Annotated in this window: 13 protein-coding genes and 1 pseudogene; 2 read left to right on the top strand and 12 right to left on the bottom strand. The window is 62.9% G+C overall.

Annotated features, from left to right (window positions below; all coding sequences use genetic code 11):
- Nucleotides 1–30: 30 nt before the first annotated feature.
- The 9 genes and pseudogenes from gmk to pyrR all read right to left on the bottom strand — a co-directional run bounded on the left by gmk (nt 31) and on the right by pyrR (nt 9891).
- Nucleotides 31–603, bottom strand: coding sequence for a guanylate kinase (gene gmk, locus M1E02_RS09500; protein ID WP_479378118.1), 573 nt, complete (start codon nt 601–603; stop codon nt 31–33).
- Between the two features lie 102 nt (nt 604–705).
- Nucleotides 706–951: pseudogene (gene mihF / locus M1E02_RS09495) on the bottom strand (integration host factor, actinobacterial type); the annotation flags it as partial.
- The gene (gene pyrF, locus M1E02_RS09490; protein ID WP_479377782.1) at nt 951–1814 is read right to left on the bottom strand and encodes an orotidine-5'-phosphate decarboxylase; all 864 of its coding nucleotides are present in this window, start codon (nt 1812–1814) and stop codon (nt 951–953) included. The pseudogene mihF and the gene pyrF, both read right to left, overlap by 1 nt.
- The gene (carB, locus tag M1E02_RS09485) at nt 1807–5136 is read right to left on the bottom strand and encodes a carbamoyl-phosphate synthase large subunit (protein ID WP_479377781.1); all 3330 of its coding nucleotides are present in this window, start codon (nt 5134–5136) and stop codon (nt 1807–1809) included. The genes pyrF and carB overlap by 8 nt, the downstream gene beginning before the upstream one ends.
- A complete protein-coding gene (gene carA, locus M1E02_RS09480; protein WP_479377780.1) occupies nt 5136–6449 on the bottom strand; it encodes a glutamine-hydrolyzing carbamoyl-phosphate synthase small subunit in 1314 nt (437 codons plus the stop codon). The genes carB and carA overlap by 1 nt, the downstream gene beginning before the upstream one ends.
- Entirely contained in the window at nt 6430–6948 is a 519-nt protein-coding gene (locus tag M1E02_RS09475) for a PH-like domain-containing protein (RefSeq protein ID WP_479377779.1), read from the bottom strand. The genes carA and M1E02_RS09475 overlap by 20 nt, the downstream gene beginning before the upstream one ends.
- Nucleotides 6948–8312: a dihydroorotase gene (locus M1E02_RS09470; RefSeq protein WP_479377778.1), complete on the bottom strand. Its 1365-nt coding sequence runs from the start codon at nt 8310–8312 to the stop codon at nt 6948–6950. Before M1E02_RS09470 ends, M1E02_RS09475 begins: the two co-directional genes overlap by 1 nt.
- Nucleotides 8312–9310, bottom strand: coding sequence for an aspartate carbamoyltransferase catalytic subunit (locus M1E02_RS09465; protein ID WP_247040190.1), 999 nt, complete (start codon nt 9308–9310; stop codon nt 8312–8314). Before M1E02_RS09465 ends, M1E02_RS09470 begins: the two co-directional genes overlap by 1 nt.
- Nucleotides 9307–9891, bottom strand: a complete 585-nt coding sequence (gene pyrR, locus M1E02_RS09460; protein WP_479377777.1) for a bifunctional pyr operon transcriptional regulator/uracil phosphoribosyltransferase PyrR — start codon at nt 9889–9891, stop codon at nt 9307–9309. Before pyrR ends, M1E02_RS09465 begins: the two co-directional genes overlap by 4 nt.
- Before the next feature lie 122 nt (nt 9892–10013).
- On the opposite strand from pyrR, the gene M1E02_RS09455 reads away from it, so the two are divergent.
- Nucleotides 10014–11279 (top strand): PrsW family intramembrane metalloprotease, encoded by a 1266-nt coding sequence (locus M1E02_RS09455; protein WP_479377776.1) that lies wholly within the window; start codon nt 10014–10016, stop codon nt 11277–11279.
- Between the two features lie 27 nt (nt 11280–11306).
- Here M1E02_RS09455 and M1E02_RS09450 read toward each other — a convergent pair whose 3' ends face one another.
- Nucleotides 11307–11738 (bottom strand): protein-tyrosine phosphatase family protein, encoded by a 432-nt coding sequence (locus M1E02_RS09450; RefSeq protein ID WP_479377775.1) that lies wholly within the window; start codon nt 11736–11738, stop codon nt 11307–11309.
- 126 nt (nt 11739–11864) lie between these two features.
- Here M1E02_RS09450 and M1E02_RS09445 point away from each other — a divergent pair, with 126 nt between their 5' ends.
- Nucleotides 11865–12677 carry an SDR family oxidoreductase gene (locus M1E02_RS09445; protein ID WP_479377774.1) on the top strand — a complete coding sequence of 271 codons (813 nt, stop codon included), beginning with the start codon at nt 11865–11867 and terminating at the stop codon, nt 12675–12677.
- A gap of 60 nt (nt 12678–12737) precedes the next feature.
- Here the strand turns inward: M1E02_RS09445 and nusB are convergent, their stop codons facing one another.
- Nucleotides 12738–13148, bottom strand: a complete 411-nt coding sequence (gene nusB / locus M1E02_RS09440) for a transcription antitermination factor NusB (protein WP_309107122.1) — start codon at nt 13146–13148, stop codon at nt 12738–12740.
- Nucleotides 13148–13711, bottom strand: coding sequence for an elongation factor P (efp, locus tag M1E02_RS09435; protein WP_461165154.1), 564 nt, complete (start codon nt 13709–13711; stop codon nt 13148–13150). The genes nusB and efp overlap by 1 nt, the downstream gene beginning before the upstream one ends.
- Nucleotides 13712–13841: the final 130 nt, after the last annotated feature.

Below are 13841 nucleotides of genomic sequence, written 5' to 3'. Positions count from 1 at the left end.
AAATTCTAACGGGCTGACTTTTCCCGGCGCTTAACGCGGGTTCGGGATCAGCCCCATGAGTGAAACAAGCTCGTCCGCTGCCCGTCGAACGTCATCATTGATGACGGTGTGATCGAACTCCGGTTCAGCGGCAAGTTCTAGTTTAGCGGTTTCCAGCCTTTGCTGCTGTTCGTCCGCTGTTTCGGTGCCGCGCCCCACGAGCCTGCGCACCATTTCCTCCCAGCTGGGAGGAGCAAGGAAGACAAATTTCGCGTCAGGGACGGCCTGCTTTACCTGCCGGGCTCCCTGCAGATCGATCTCGAGGAGAACCGAGCGCCCGTCGGCAATGGCCTCTTCCACGGTGCTGCGCAGCGTCCCATAGCGGTTCTGTCCGTGCACCACTGCCCACTCCAGCAGTTCCCCGGCCTCGATCAGGGCGTCGAACTCTTCCGGGGACTTGAAGAAGTAATGAACGCCGTCCTGCTCGCCTGGCCGGGGCGGGCGGGTGGTGGCTGAGACTGACAACCACACGTTTGGGTAGTTATCCCGGATGTAGGTGGATACGGTGCCTTTGCCAACAGCAGTGGGGCCTGCGAGGACTGTCAGTCCGGGATTCTTGCTCACGTATTCCTTTGAAGCGGTATGCGGATGGATCTGTTTCTCGTTCATAAAATCTACCAGCGCCAGGCGCTGGCGGGTTCCCAGGCCCTTCACCCTTCTCGAGGCAGCAATCCCCAATTGCTGCAGAAGGTTGCGGGCCGTCACTGCGCCAACACCAGGCAGTGATTCAAGGAGTTCGGTGACCTTCATCCTTGCGATCGCGTCATCCTGGGTTGCGGCGGTAAGGAGCTCATTGATGGAAAGAGTGCCGGCTTTCAGTTGCTCCTTGGCAGCGGCGCGTGCGGCCCGGGCAGCGGCGGCCTTGTTCAGGGCCGCCACCCGTTCCTGTTGCGTCAGTGCCGGCAGGCTCATCAGGCGGCCCGAAGGCCTTCAAGCGTGGCAAGCGCAGCGTCGCGGAGGGACGGCAGGCCGGGGCCGGCTTTCAGGATGTCCCGGCTGGATGTCCCCAGGACCTGTGGGTACGCCGCTCCGAACGTTCGGCGCAGCTCAGCCGGAGTAGCACCCTGGGCGCCGAGCCCGGGAGCCAGAATGGGTCCCCGGACAGAGGCGAGGTCCAGGCCGAGGTCGGACAGGGCGTTGCCCACTGTCGCGCCCACAACCAATCCCACAGAGCCCAGTGCTCCGCCATAGCGATTGTTCTCCCCTGCCGCTGCTTCGACGATGCGGCGGGCGACTGAATCGCCACCACCCACGTGCTGGACCGAGGCACCTTCAGGATTGGAGGTCAACGCCAGGACAAAGACGCCGCGCCCATGCTCTGCCGCGAGATCCAAGGCCGGGCGCAGGGACTCGAAGCCGAGGTAGGGGCTCAGGGTCACCGAGTCCGCCGCAAGCGACGAGCCGTCCCGCAGCCAGGCATCGGCGTATGCGGCCATGGTGGATCCGATGTCACCGCGCTTGGCGTCGGCGATGGTGAGCACGCCCTCGTCCCGTGCCACGGCAAGAACTTCCTCCAGCACAGCCATACCGGCCGAACCGTGGCGCTCGTAAAGCGCCACCTGCGGCTTGACGGCGGCAGCGAGCGAACCGACCGCCTCCAAAACCGTGAGTGAAAACCGCCGCAGGCCGGCGGCGTCGTCGTCCAATCCCCAGTCCATGAGGAGCGCGGGGTGGGGATCAATGCCGACGCAGAGCGGGCCGCGCTGGGCCATGGCCTTGCCCAGCCGGGAGCCAAAAGACTCCCGGCTGGCCGTGGTTGCCTCCGGCTCAGGCATTCTTGGCTGCTGCTTCCTCGGAATCCCTGCTTTGCGAGGCGAACAGGGCAGCAGCATGCTCCTGCAGGCTGGTCACCGACCACTCATACGTGCGCAACGCCTCGATGGCCTGGACGGCTGCATTGAATTCGGCGACCGTCGTGATGCAGGGAATGCCGATGGATGTTGCCGCGGCGCGCAGTTCGTAACCGTCGCTGCGGGCTTCGCCGCCGGAAGGCGTGTTGAAGACCATGTCGATTTCACCGGCAATGATGAGATCGGCAATGGTGCCTTCGCCCTCGGCGCTGCTGCCTTCAGCGACCTTGCGCACCGGGGTCGCCTGGATTCCGTTGCGGCGCAGGACGTCAGCAGTGCCACCCGTGGAGACAATCTCGAAGCCGAGGTCGGAGAGTCGCTTGACGCCCATGATCACCGAGCGCTTGTCCCGGTTGGCCACGGAGACAAAGATCTTGCCTTCGGTAGGCAGGGCGTTGTTGGCGGCTGCCTGGCTCTTGGCGAAGGCAGTGTCAAAGTGCTTGTCAATTCCCATGACTTCACCGGTGGAACGCATTTCCGGGCCGAGCAGCGAATCCACAACTTTCCCCTCCGGCGTCCGGAACCGGCTGAACGGCAGGACTGCTTCCTTGACCGAGACGGGAGCGTCCAGGGGAAGCGTGGAGCCGTCACCGCTCGCCGGCAGCATCTTGTAGGCGCTGCGCAGCTGGTTGATGGTGACGCCGGTACCGATCAGGGCGGCGGCCTTCGCCATCTGCACTCCGGTCGCCTTGGACACGAACGGCACCGTACGGGAAGCGCGCGGGTTGGCTTCGAGGACGTACAGGACGTCAGAGGCCAAGGCGAACTGGATGTTGATGAGGCCGCGGACACCGACGCCTTCGGCGATGGCCCGGGTGGCAACCCGGACCCGCTCGATCACGTTGTTGCCCAAGGTGATGGGAGGCAGCACACAGGCGGAGTCCCCGGAGTGGATCCCGGCTTCCTCGATGTGCTCCATAATGCCGCCAAGGTACATGTCCTTGCCGTCATAGAGGGCGTCGACGTCGATTTCAACAGCGTCCTCAAGGAAGCGGTCAATCAGCACCGGATGATCGGGGGTGATTTCCGTGGCGTTCGCAATGTAGCGGGAGAGGTTGGGCTCGTCATAAACGATTTCCATCCCGCGGCCGCCCAGGACGTAGGACGGGCGGACCAGCACCGGGTAACCGATTTCGTCGGCGATCTTCTTGGCGTCTTCGAAGGAGACCGCGGTCCCGTTCTTCGGCGAGATCAGGCCGGCCTCGTCCAGCACCCGGCTGAAGGCGCCGCGGTGCTCGGCCAGGTCAATCGCTTCTGGAGAAGTACCGAGGATGGGCACACCGGCGTCGGCAAGCTGCTGCGCCAGTTTCAGCGGCGTCTGGCCACCGAGCTGGACGAAGACGCCCATAACTCCGCCGGTACGTTCTTCTGCGGCGATGACTTCGAGGACGTCCTCGAGGGTCAACGGCTCGAAGTACAGCCTTGTGGAGACGTCGTAGTCGGTGGAAACAGTCTCGGGGTTGCAGTTGACCATGACGGTCTCGTAACCCGCTTTGCGCAGTGCCATGGAGGCGTGGACGCAGGAGTAATCGAACTCGATGCCCTGGCCGATGCGGTTGGGGCCGGATCCGAGAATGAGGATGGACGGCTTGGAGTGCAGAGCCACCTCGTCCTCTTCGTCATAGGAGGAGTAGTGGTACGGGGTGTAGGCGGCGAATTCAGCGGCACAGGTGTCCACGGTCTTGTAGACCGGGCGGATGCCGAGCGCCTGCCGGACGCCCCGGACTACTGCCTCTGAATTGTGGGTCAGGCTGCCGATCTGCTCATCGGAGAAACCGTGGCGCTTGGCCCGCTGCAGCATCTCCTGCGTGAGGGCGGTGGACGTGCGGATCTCGCGGGAGATTTCGTTGAGCAACTGCAGCTGGTCCAGGAACCAGGGGTCGATCTTGGTGGCCTCGAAGAGTTCTTCGACGCTGGCGCCGCCCAGCATTGCGCGCTGGACCTGGTGGAGGCGCTCAGTGGTGGGCCGCTTGGCCTTTTCGATCAGTTCGGGTACTTCCCATTCAGGGACCGAGCTGAAGTCCAGCTGCGAACCCTTCTGTTCCAGGGACCTCAGCGCCTTTTGCAGCGCTTCGGTGAAGTTACGGCCCATGGCCATCGCCTCGCCGACCGACTTCATGGTGGTGGTCAGTGTGGGGTCAGCAGCCGGGAACTTTTCGAAGGCGAACCGCGGGACCTTCACCACAACGTAGTCCAGTGTCGGCTCGAACGAAGCCGGGGTCTTCTGGGTGATGTCGTTGGGGATCTCGTCCAGTGTGTAGCCGAGCGAGAGCTTCGTGGCGATCTTTGCGATCGCGAAACCCGTCGCCTTGGAAGCGAGAGCGGAGGAACGTGAGACGCGCGGGTTCATTTCGATGACCACAACGCGGCCGGTGTCCGGCTCGATAGCGAACTGGATGTTGCAGCCACCGGTGTCCACGCCCACTTCACGGATGACGGCGATGGAGATATCGCGCAGGCGCTGGTATTCGCGGTCCGTCAGCGTAAGGGCCGGCGCAACCGTGATCGAGTCACCGGTGTGGACGCCTACGGGATCGAAGTTTTCGATGGAACAGACAACAACGACGTTGTCGTTCTTGTCCCGCATCATTTCAAGTTCGTATTCCTTCCACCCGAGGATGCTCTCTTCGAGCAGCACCTCGCTGGTGGGGCTGTACTGGAGGCCCTGGCCAACGATCCGCAGCAGGTCACCCTCGTTGTAGGCGAGCCCGGAACCGAGTCCGCCCATGGTGAAGGAGGGGCGGACCACCATCGGGTAGCCAAGGTCTTCCGCCGCCTTGAGTGCCTCGTCAATGGTGTGGATGATGTGGCTGCGTGCTGATTCGGCACCGCAGCGCTCAACAACGCCCTTGAATTTTTCGCGGTCTTCGCCGAGCTCAATGGCTGCGATATTCGCACCAATGAGTTCCACGTTGTACTTCTCCAGTACTCCGTTTTTGTCGAGGGCGATGGCGGTGTTCAGTGCAGTCTGGCCGCCAAGGGTCGGCAGTACCGCGTCAGGGCGTTCCTTCGCGATGATCTTTTCCACAACCTCGGGGGTGATGGGCTCGATGTACGTCGCGTCGGCGAACTCGGGATCCGTCATGATGGTGGCGGGGTTGGAGTTCACCAGGATAACGCGCAGGCCCTCCTCTTTGAGGACACGCAGTGCCTGGGTGCCTGAGTAGTCGAATTCAGCGGCCTGGCCGATGACGATCGGGCCGGAACCGATGACCAGGACGCTCTTTAGGTCAGTTCTCTTGGGCATTACTTGTTGTCCTCAGTCTTGTTTTCGTTAACGTTCTGGGCGTCGGCTGCAGCGGCGTCTTCGGATCCCGCTGCCTCTGAACCTTCGGAGAGATTGGCCGTTTGGCCGTCACGCTGGCCGGCCATCAGTTCGATGAAACGGTCGAACAGGTACGCGGCGTCGTGCGGACCGGCGGCTGCTTCCGGGTGGTACTGAACCGAAAACGCCGGGATATCCAGGCACGCCAGGCCCTCGACGACGTCGTCATTGAGGCTGACGTGGCTGACCTCAACTCGCCCGTAACGCTCTTCAGGAGCCATGGTGGCTCCGTCCAGCGGTGCGTCGACGGCGAAGCCGTGGTTCTGGGACGTGATCTCAACTTTGCCGGTGCGGCGGTCCATGACCGGCTGGTTGATGCCGCGGTGGCCGTACCGGAGTTTGTAGGTACCAAAGCCCAGGGCCCTGCCCAGGATCTGGTTGCCGAAGCAGATGCCGAAGTAGGGAAGCTTTTCATCCAGCACCGAACGGAGCAGTTTGACCTGGTTGTCGGCTGTGGCGGGGTCGCCGGGACCGTTGGACATGAAGAATCCGTCCGGGCTGACAGCGTTGACTTCCTCGATGGTGGCCGTGGCAGGCAAAACGTGCACGCGCACACCGCGCTCCGCAAACCGTTTGGGGGTCATGGCCTTGATGCCAAGGTCGATGGCGGCAATGCTGAAGCGCACATCGCCTTCCCAGCCGTGGTCCTTGGGCTCCACGACGTAGGCTTCCTCGACGCTGACTTCTTCGGCCAGGCGTGCTCCCTCCATGGGGGCGCTTGCGAGAACCTGGTCCAGGAGCTCCTTGTCCGTGGCGGTGGCGGCGTCGCCGGAGAAGATGCCGGCGCGCATGGTCTTGTGTTCGCGCAGGTGGCGCGTGATGGCACGCGTGTCCACACCCTGGATTCCGACGATGCCCTGCTCGATGAGTTCCTCGTCAAGGCTCCGCTCAGAACGCCAGTTCGAGGGACGGCGGGCGGCGTCGCGGACAATGTAGCCTGCCACCCAGATCCGGCGGGACTCGGCGTCGTCGCTGTTCACGCCGGTGTTGCCGATGTGCGGAGCGGTCTGCACTACCAGCTGGCGGGCGTAGGAAGGATCCGTAATGGTCTCCTGGTAGCCGGTCATGCCGGTGGCAAAGACCGCTTCGCCGAGCGCGGTGCCCTGGGCGCCATAGCTGCTGCCGCGGAAAATCCGTCCGTCCTCCAGTACCAGGGCGGCACCGGTGGCTTTCGAAATTGCTTCTGTTTCTGTCACTTCTGTTGCCGTCACGTCTTTACTTTCCACTATCGGCATCTGCCTGGGGGCCTGCCGGGATTAATTCTTGAAGTACCTTGAGGAGCGCTGTCTTATCTTCAGCGCGCCGGGTTCGGAACCCGGTGTCCAGTTCGTGTTCGCCCAGCATCCAGCTGATGACGAGCAATCCGTCCTTTTCAACGAATTTGCCTGCCATCCCGCTGTCGAGCCGGATACCGGTGAGGTTGCCGGCGGGGATGAACAGGGGGCCGGCCCCGCTCCGCTCGAAGAGCGCGCCCTCAGGGTGCGCCTGCAGAACGGCGTTGGTCCGGATTCCCAAACCGTGGACCGCGATGCGGTCGAGCCAGTCGCCGGCCGTTGTGGTGGTGACGTATTGGCCCTCGGCTTTGGTGATTGCAGGATCCAGCCGGGCAGGCACTGCAGGCAGAGGTTCAACGTCGGCCTGCCGGCGACGGCGGTTCCGCCAGCCGATGCCGATCATCACGAAGATGACTGCCGCGATGGCGAGCATCCCGATTCCGGGCAATATTTTGTCCATCAGAGGCCACTCACCGGACCTGCGGCCTTAGCTGGCTGCTGCAGACCGGCCGTGTAACGGTATGGGGTGTTGAGCTTGCCCTCGAGCACGGTGGGATGACCCTTGAAGAACGTTGCCACCACCTTGCCGGGCAGTTCCCTGCCGGCAAAAGGAGAATTGCGTCCCATGGTGGCCATGGTGGAGGGGTCAACTGTCCAGCGCGCGGCGGGGTCCACCAGGATGAGGTTCGCTGGTTCGCCTGTTTCCAGCGGCCGGCCCTGATCTGCCAGCCGGCCGATGGCGGCGGGAGCCGTGGACGTGACCCTGGCGAAATCGGACCATGACATCAGCCCGGTCTCGATCATGGTCTGCTGCACCACAGAGAGGGCAGTTTCCAGGCCGGTCATTCCCATCGCGGCCTGCGCCCACTCGCATTCCTTGTGCTCGCTCGGGTGCGGGGCGTGGTCTGTACCCACGACGTCGATGGTGCCGTCGGCGAGGGCGGCGCGCAAGGCCTGGACGTCCGCGTCGGTGCGCAGCGGCGGGTTCACCTTGTACACCGGATCGTAGCTGCGGACCAGCTCGTCCGTCAGCAACAGGTGGTGCGGGGTGACTTCAGCGGTGACGTTGATGCCGCGGGCCTTCGCCCAGCGGATGATCTCAACAGACCCTGCCGTTGACACGTGGCAGACGTGGAGCCGGGATCCAACGTGCTGGGTCAGCAGCACATCGCGGGCAATAATGCTTTCCTCGGCCACAGCGGGCCAGCCCGCCAGTCCCAGGACTGCGGAGACGTCGCCTTCATTCATTTGGGCACCCTCGGTAAGCCGGGGTTCCTGTGCGTGCTGGGCCACAACGCCGTCGAACGCTTTGACGTATTCCAGGGCGCGGCGCATGAGCACGGGATCGTGGACGCAGATGCCGTCGTCTGAGAACATGCGCACCTGTGCACGGGAGTCAGCCATGGCGCCAAGCTCAGCGAGCTGCACACCGGCCAGTCCCACCGTGACTGCACCTACCGGGCGGACGTCCACCCAGCCCGCTGCCTGGCCAAGGCTGTGGACCTGTTCCACCACACCAGCGGTGTCTGCAACGGGCGTGCTGTTAGCCATGGCATGCACGGCAGTGAAGCCTCCCAAAGCCGCAGCCCGGGTTCCTGTTTCCACCGTTTCAGCATCCTCGCGGCCCGGTTCCCGCAAGTGGGTGTGCACATCCACCATGCCAGGCAGCGCCACCAGGCCTTCGCCCTCAATGACGGTGGCGCCATCTGCGTTGATGTTGACACCCCGGTCCACGATGAAGCCGTCCCGGATAAGGAGGTCTTCCTTGGCCCCATCGAGAATTGCAGCACCCCGGATGAGGTATGCGCCGTTGTTGCTGGCCATCAGTTGCTCTCCTTGCTCAAATTGGCGGCTGGTTCGCGGGTTTCCCCGGAGAGCAGCAGGTATAGGGCAGCCATCCGGACAGACACGCCGTTCCTCACCTGTGAAAGTACGGTGGAACGGTGCGAGTCGGCAGCGGCTGCGGAAATTTCGAGTCCCCGGTTCATGGGGCCCGGGTGCATGATGATGGTGTCCTTGAGTCCTATACGGTCAAGCGTACGCAGCCGGTTGTCATCGAATCCCCACCGGCGGGAGTATTCCCGCGTCGAAGGGAAGAATGAGGCATTCATCCGCTCGCCCTGGACACGCAGCATCATGACGGCGTCGACGCCCTTCTCCAGGGTCTCGTCGAGGTCGTAGCTCACGCTGCAGGGCCATTGTTCGACGCCGATGGGCAGCAGAGTGGGAGGCGCCACCAGGGTGACCTGCGCTCCCAGCGTACGGAGGAGCCACACGTTCGACCGTGCCACCCTGGAGTGCAGGACATCGCCGGCGATGGCAACGCGCATGCCCTTCAGGTCGGCTCCCGTGGACGGGAGTCCGCCGAGTTTGGCCCAGTGCCGGCGCATGGTGAAGGCATCCAGGAGTGCTTGGGTTGGGTGCTCGTGGGTGCCGTCGCCGGCGTTGATCACTGCGGCGTCAATCCAGTCAGTTGCTGCCAGGCGGTGCGGTGCGCCGGAGGCCCAGTGGCGGATGACGACGGCGTCTGCCCCCATTGCTGCCAGGGTCTGCGCCGTGTCCTTCAGCGACTCGCCCTTGGACACCGATGATCCCTTGGCTGCGAAGTTGATGACGTCAGCCGAGAGCCTCTTGGCTGCGGCCTCAAAGGAGATCCGGGTCCGGGTGGAGTCCTCGAAGAAGAGATTCACCACGGTGCGGCCACGGAGAGCCGGGAGCTTCTTGACTTCCCGCTCCCCCACGGCGGCCATTTCTTCGGCAGTGTCCAGGATCCGTTTTGCGTTGTGCAGGCTGAGATCCTCGGTGGACAGGAGGTGCCTCATGCGCCTGCCTCAATAACGACCTCGTTGACGGGCTCGCCGTCCCGGGAGTCAGTTTCTTCGAGCCGGACACGGACTTTCTCCGCAGACGAAGTCGGCAGATTCTTGCCCACATGATCGGCCCGGATGGGGAGTTCCCGATGTCCGCGGTCGATGAGGACCGCCAGGCGGACAATCCTGGGGCGGCCGAGGTCGATGATTGCGTCCAGGGCTGCACGGATGGTGCGTCCGGAGTACAGGACGTCGTCTATGAGGACAACAACCTTGTTATCGATTCCGGTAAGGGGAAGCTGGGTGGGATATGGCGGCCGGGTGGGCTGATGCGAGAGATCGTCCCGGAACATTGTGACATCCAGTTGGCCAACGATGGCGGCGGGGTTCACGTCGGGATCAGCGGCGGCGATTTTCTGCGCCAGCCGGACTGCAAGGGGATAACCGCGCCGCGGGATACCAAGAAGCACCAGATCCTGGGAGCCTTTGTTGGACTCGAGGATCTCATGGGCGATACGAGTGAGTGCACGGTCGATGTCCGCCTGGTTGAGTACAACTCTGGCGGGCACGGGTGCCTGTGTGACAGAAGCCAACGCTCGTCTCCCCTTTCCCCGCCTCACGGGACGGAATTAAAAAAGGAACATTTGCCCTCCAAAATTACCACACCGGCTGCCGGCGCCTGCGCATGGTCCCTGGACCCCCTAGGCTTTTGTCCATGACCAGCAATCATCCCTGGCAGGATCCGTCCGGCCGAAATCCGCATGCACACCAGGTTCAATTCAGGGCAGAAACGAACCCAACGTGGATGGGAAGGATCCAGCCGCAGAATTACCGCCAGGCACCGGCCAACCCTGCTGGTGCGTTCAGTCCGGTCATTCCCCCGGCGTTGCCTGTTAAGTCCAGGAGTCGTGCCTCGGCAGGGGTTCTGGGACTTGTGCTCGGTGGCGCAGCGGTGGCCTTCATGGGCCTGTTCCTGGTCCTCCCCTTCCTGGTGGGCAATACAGGCATCGCAGGGTTCGTCATCGGGTTTGTGGCTTCCCTGCTTCCGCTGGGGGCCGTCCTGCTGGCAGTCTCAGTCATAGACCGCTGGGAACCTGAGCCCAAGCGGCTGCTGATCTTCGCGTTTGTGTGGGGTGCGATCGGCTCCATTTCCGTCACATTGCTGATCCAGCCCTATTTTCCGCTGATTGCCCCTCCACCAGCGGGAATGGACTTCCTGACATTCGCGACGACAGTCAGGGCCCCTGTGGTGGAAGAGTTCGCGAAGTCCCTCGGATTACTCCTGATTCTCTTGCTGGCGCGGAAGCATTTTGATGGTCCCGTGGACGGCATCGTGTTCGCTTTCACCATTGCAGGCGGCTTTGCTTTCACGGAAAACATCCTCTACTTTGGCCGGGCAATCGCTGAGTCCAGCGACCCCGGCAGCGACCTTGCCCGGGTCTTCTTCCTCCGCGGCGTCATGTCTCCCTTCGCCCACGCGATTTTCACCGGGGCTACGGGCCTCATCATGGGGCTCGCGGCCCGCCGCTGGCACCACGGGTTGTCGGTTCTGGGCTTTGTCCTTGGGCTCATCCCGGCGATGATCCTGCACAGTCAGTGGAACAGCATGGGGCAGAACTTCATCGCGCAGTACATCTTCGTCCAGGTGCCCATCTTCGTGTTGGCCGTCGTCGTCGTGATCCTGCTCCGGGTTGCCGAGAACCGCCTGACGCGCCAGCGCCTGCTGGAGTATGCGGCCACCGGATGGTTCACCCCTCCGGAAGTAGCCATGCTGGCGACGGCCAGCGGGCGCCGGTCGGCCATCCGCTGGGCGAAGAGTTTTGGCCGGGGGCGCCAGATGAAGGCCTTCCTGCGGGCCGCAACGCAATTGGCGTTCACTCGCCAACGGATCCTCAGCGGGCGTGATGTGCAGGGCCATCAGCATGATGAGCTCCGCCAGCTGCGCGACATCGTCGCTTTGCGGGCTGCAGTCACAGGCTGAGTGCGCAGCAGCAGTGAATGAAAGCAGTTAGCGCCTAAAACGCGCCACGTAGAAGCGCTGCCACGGCGTCTCGACGGCTCGGTGATCGTAGTGCCTCCGCACGTAAGCGACGGCGTCTTCAGGCGGAACCCCGTCCAATACCGCGAGGCAGGCAAGGGCGGTGCCCGTCCTTCCCCGCCCTCCGGAACAGCCGATCTCGACACGGACCGTGGCTGCCTCGGCCCAGACCTCCTCAAAGGAGCGGCGGGCGGCGCATTTATCAGCGGGCAACCCGAAATCCCGCCATGGCAGCCAGCGTGTGGTCCAAGGCAGGGGGGCTGGTTCCTTACCGAGGAGGTAGAGGCCCAGCTCGGGAAGCTGTCCTTCCGGCAGCTGCGCCCGTACGGATCGGCCCCTGATGGAGCGTCCACTCGGCAGCACCAGGACGCCTGGGGCTTGCGGGTCCCACGGCTCGAACATCACTCCATCGTAGATCAGCGCAATGGGCTCATCAGGAGCAAATGAGCCGGCGGGGAGACCTTGTACCCACGGGCCGAGGACCTACATTTGAAGGAGCGGACCAAACGCACGGAAAGGGTAAGAATCGTGGAGGACGTTCTTGTTACCGGCGGTTCCGGCCATCTCGGCTCGGAGGTAGTACGGCTCCTCCTGGAACGGAATGATCGAGTGCGGGTGCTGTCCCGAGGCCTGGGGACCAACCCGGACGTCATGAATATCCGGGGCGACCTTGCCACCGGTGAGGGTGTGCGCCAGGCAGTCTCGGGAGTGCGCACCATCGTTCATGCTGCAACCATGTCCCCGGCAGCACAAAGGGGTTATTTTCTGCCGGGTGACTTCGTGCGCAGTCCCGGGGACGTAGACGTGGAGGGGACACGCCGTCTCCTGCGTGAGGCAAAGAGTGCAGGTGTTGAGCATTTTCTGCTCATCTCGATAGTCGGCGTCCAGGAGTCGAAAATTCCCTATCTCCGGAGGAAGGCGCAGGCGGAGAATCTGGTCAGGAGTTCACCGCTCCCCTGGACCATCCTTGCAACCACTCCCTTTTACTGGCTCGTAGAGCGGCTTCACGATCACATGGCGACAAAGCATCACACGGGGAAGAAACGGCTCTGGCCGGTTGCCTCGAACCTGGAAATGCAGCCCGGGGATTCAGCGGAATTCGCCCACTACGTCGTTGAGACTGTGGCGGCGGGGCCGGGCCAGGACCTGCCGTGCTTCGCGGGACCGGAGGTACTGACACAAGGGGAAATTGCCCGGCAGTATCAGGCAGCGCGCAATATCGAAAGCAGGATTGTTGAGTTTCCCCTGCCGGCTATTGCGGTCCGGGCCGGAGGACCTCAGACCTGCCCCCAGGGGCGGCTCGGCTCCACAACCTGGGCGGAGTGGCTGGTCCGGCGTTAGAGACAGAAGAGCCCCGGCCAGGATCACTACCTGGTCGGGGCTATCCGGAGGTGCAGCAGGCTAAGCCAGCAGCGAGGGCTTCAGCTGCTGGAGCCGGCCCAAAAGGCCGTTGATGAACGACGGCGATTCATCAGTCGAAAGAGTCTTAGCCAACGCCACGGCTTCGCTGACAGCAACACCGTCAGGGACGTCGTCGTTATAGAGCAGTTCCCAGGTGCCGATCCGCAGAATGATCCGATCCACCGAGGGCATCCGCTCGAGGGTCCAGCCCTGGGAATAAGTTTCCAGGAACTCATCGATGGCGCTCTGGTGTGAAACCACGCCCTCAACGATTTCCAGCGTGTACGGATTGACGATCTGGTCAGTCTTTTCGCGTCGTGACCTCAGGACGTCGAACGCCGAAACGGAACGCTGCTCCGCCTCGAAAAGTACATCAAGTGCCCTGTTCCGGGCTTTACCGCGTGCACTCACTAGTCGTTGACCCGGCCAAGGTAGCTACCGTCACGGGTGTCGACCTTGACCTTGGTGTTGTTCTCCACGAAGAGCGGAACCTGGATCTCGTAACCGGTTTCCAGGGTGGCCGGCTTGGTGCCGGCTGAGGAGCGGTCGCCCTGCAGGCCCGGCTCCGTGTAGGTGATCTCAAGCACAACGCTCGGGGGAAGCTCGATGTAGAGCGGGGTGCCTTCATGGATGGCGATGTTGACCATCTGGTTTTCCAGCATGAAATTGGTGGCGTCCCCCACCGTTGCACCGGTTACGGTGATCTGGTCGTAATCCTGTGTGTCCATGAACACAAAGTCAGGGCCGTCCTGGTACAGGTACTGGTAGTCCCGGCGGTCCACTGTGGCTGTTTCGATTTTGAGCCCGGCGTTGAAGGTCTTGTCAACAACCTTGCCGGACATAACGTTCCGCATCTTGGTGCGGACGAACGCGCCGCCCTTACCGGGCTTTACGTGCTGGAACTCGATGATGTTCCAGAGCTGGCCCTCCAGCTTCAGGACGGTGCCGTTCTTGATGTCGTTAGTGGTTGCCACTGATTTCCTCTGGTTTCTCTGTGACTGGTTCTGGCTGCCAGCCGCTTATGCCAGGCAGGCACGCCAAACGGCCTGCCAGCGCGTATTTATCAAAAATCCAAAGACCATTCTACCGGTACAGCGGACCCGC

The organism is Arthrobacter sp. Z5-13, from assembly GCF_056499105.1.
This window is presented reverse-complemented; position numbering and strand designations above follow the sequence as displayed.

Coding starts and splice junctions, on each gene's coding strand:
- M1E02_RS09475 (WP_479377779.1), bottom strand. CDS start 6,948: ATGGACAAAATATTGCCCGGAATCGGGATGCTCGCCATCGCGGCAGTC.
- M1E02_RS09450 (WP_479377775.1), bottom strand. CDS start 11,738: ATGTTCGAGCCGTGGGACCCGCAAGCCCCAGGCGTCCTGGTGCTGCCG.
- M1E02_RS09455 (WP_479377776.1), top strand. CDS start 10,014: ATGACCAGCAATCATCCCTGGCAGGATCCGTCCGGCCGAAATCCGCAT.
- carB (WP_479377781.1), bottom strand. CDS start 5,136: ATGCCCAAGAGAACTGACCTAAAGAGCGTCCTGGTCATCGGTTCCGGC.
- M1E02_RS09465 (WP_247040190.1), bottom strand. CDS start 9,310: ATGAGGCACCTCCTGTCCACCGAGGATCTCAGCCTGCACAACGCAAAA.
- M1E02_RS09470 (WP_479377778.1), bottom strand. CDS start 8,312: ATGGCCAGCAACAACGGCGCATACCTCATCCGGGGTGCTGCAATTCTC.
- pyrF (WP_479377782.1), bottom strand. CDS start 1,814: ATGCCTGAGCCGGAGGCAACCACGGCCAGCCGGGAGTCTTTTGGCTCC.
- carA (WP_479377780.1), bottom strand. CDS start 6,449: ATGCCGATAGTGGAAAGTAAAGACGTGACGGCAACAGAAGTGACAGAA.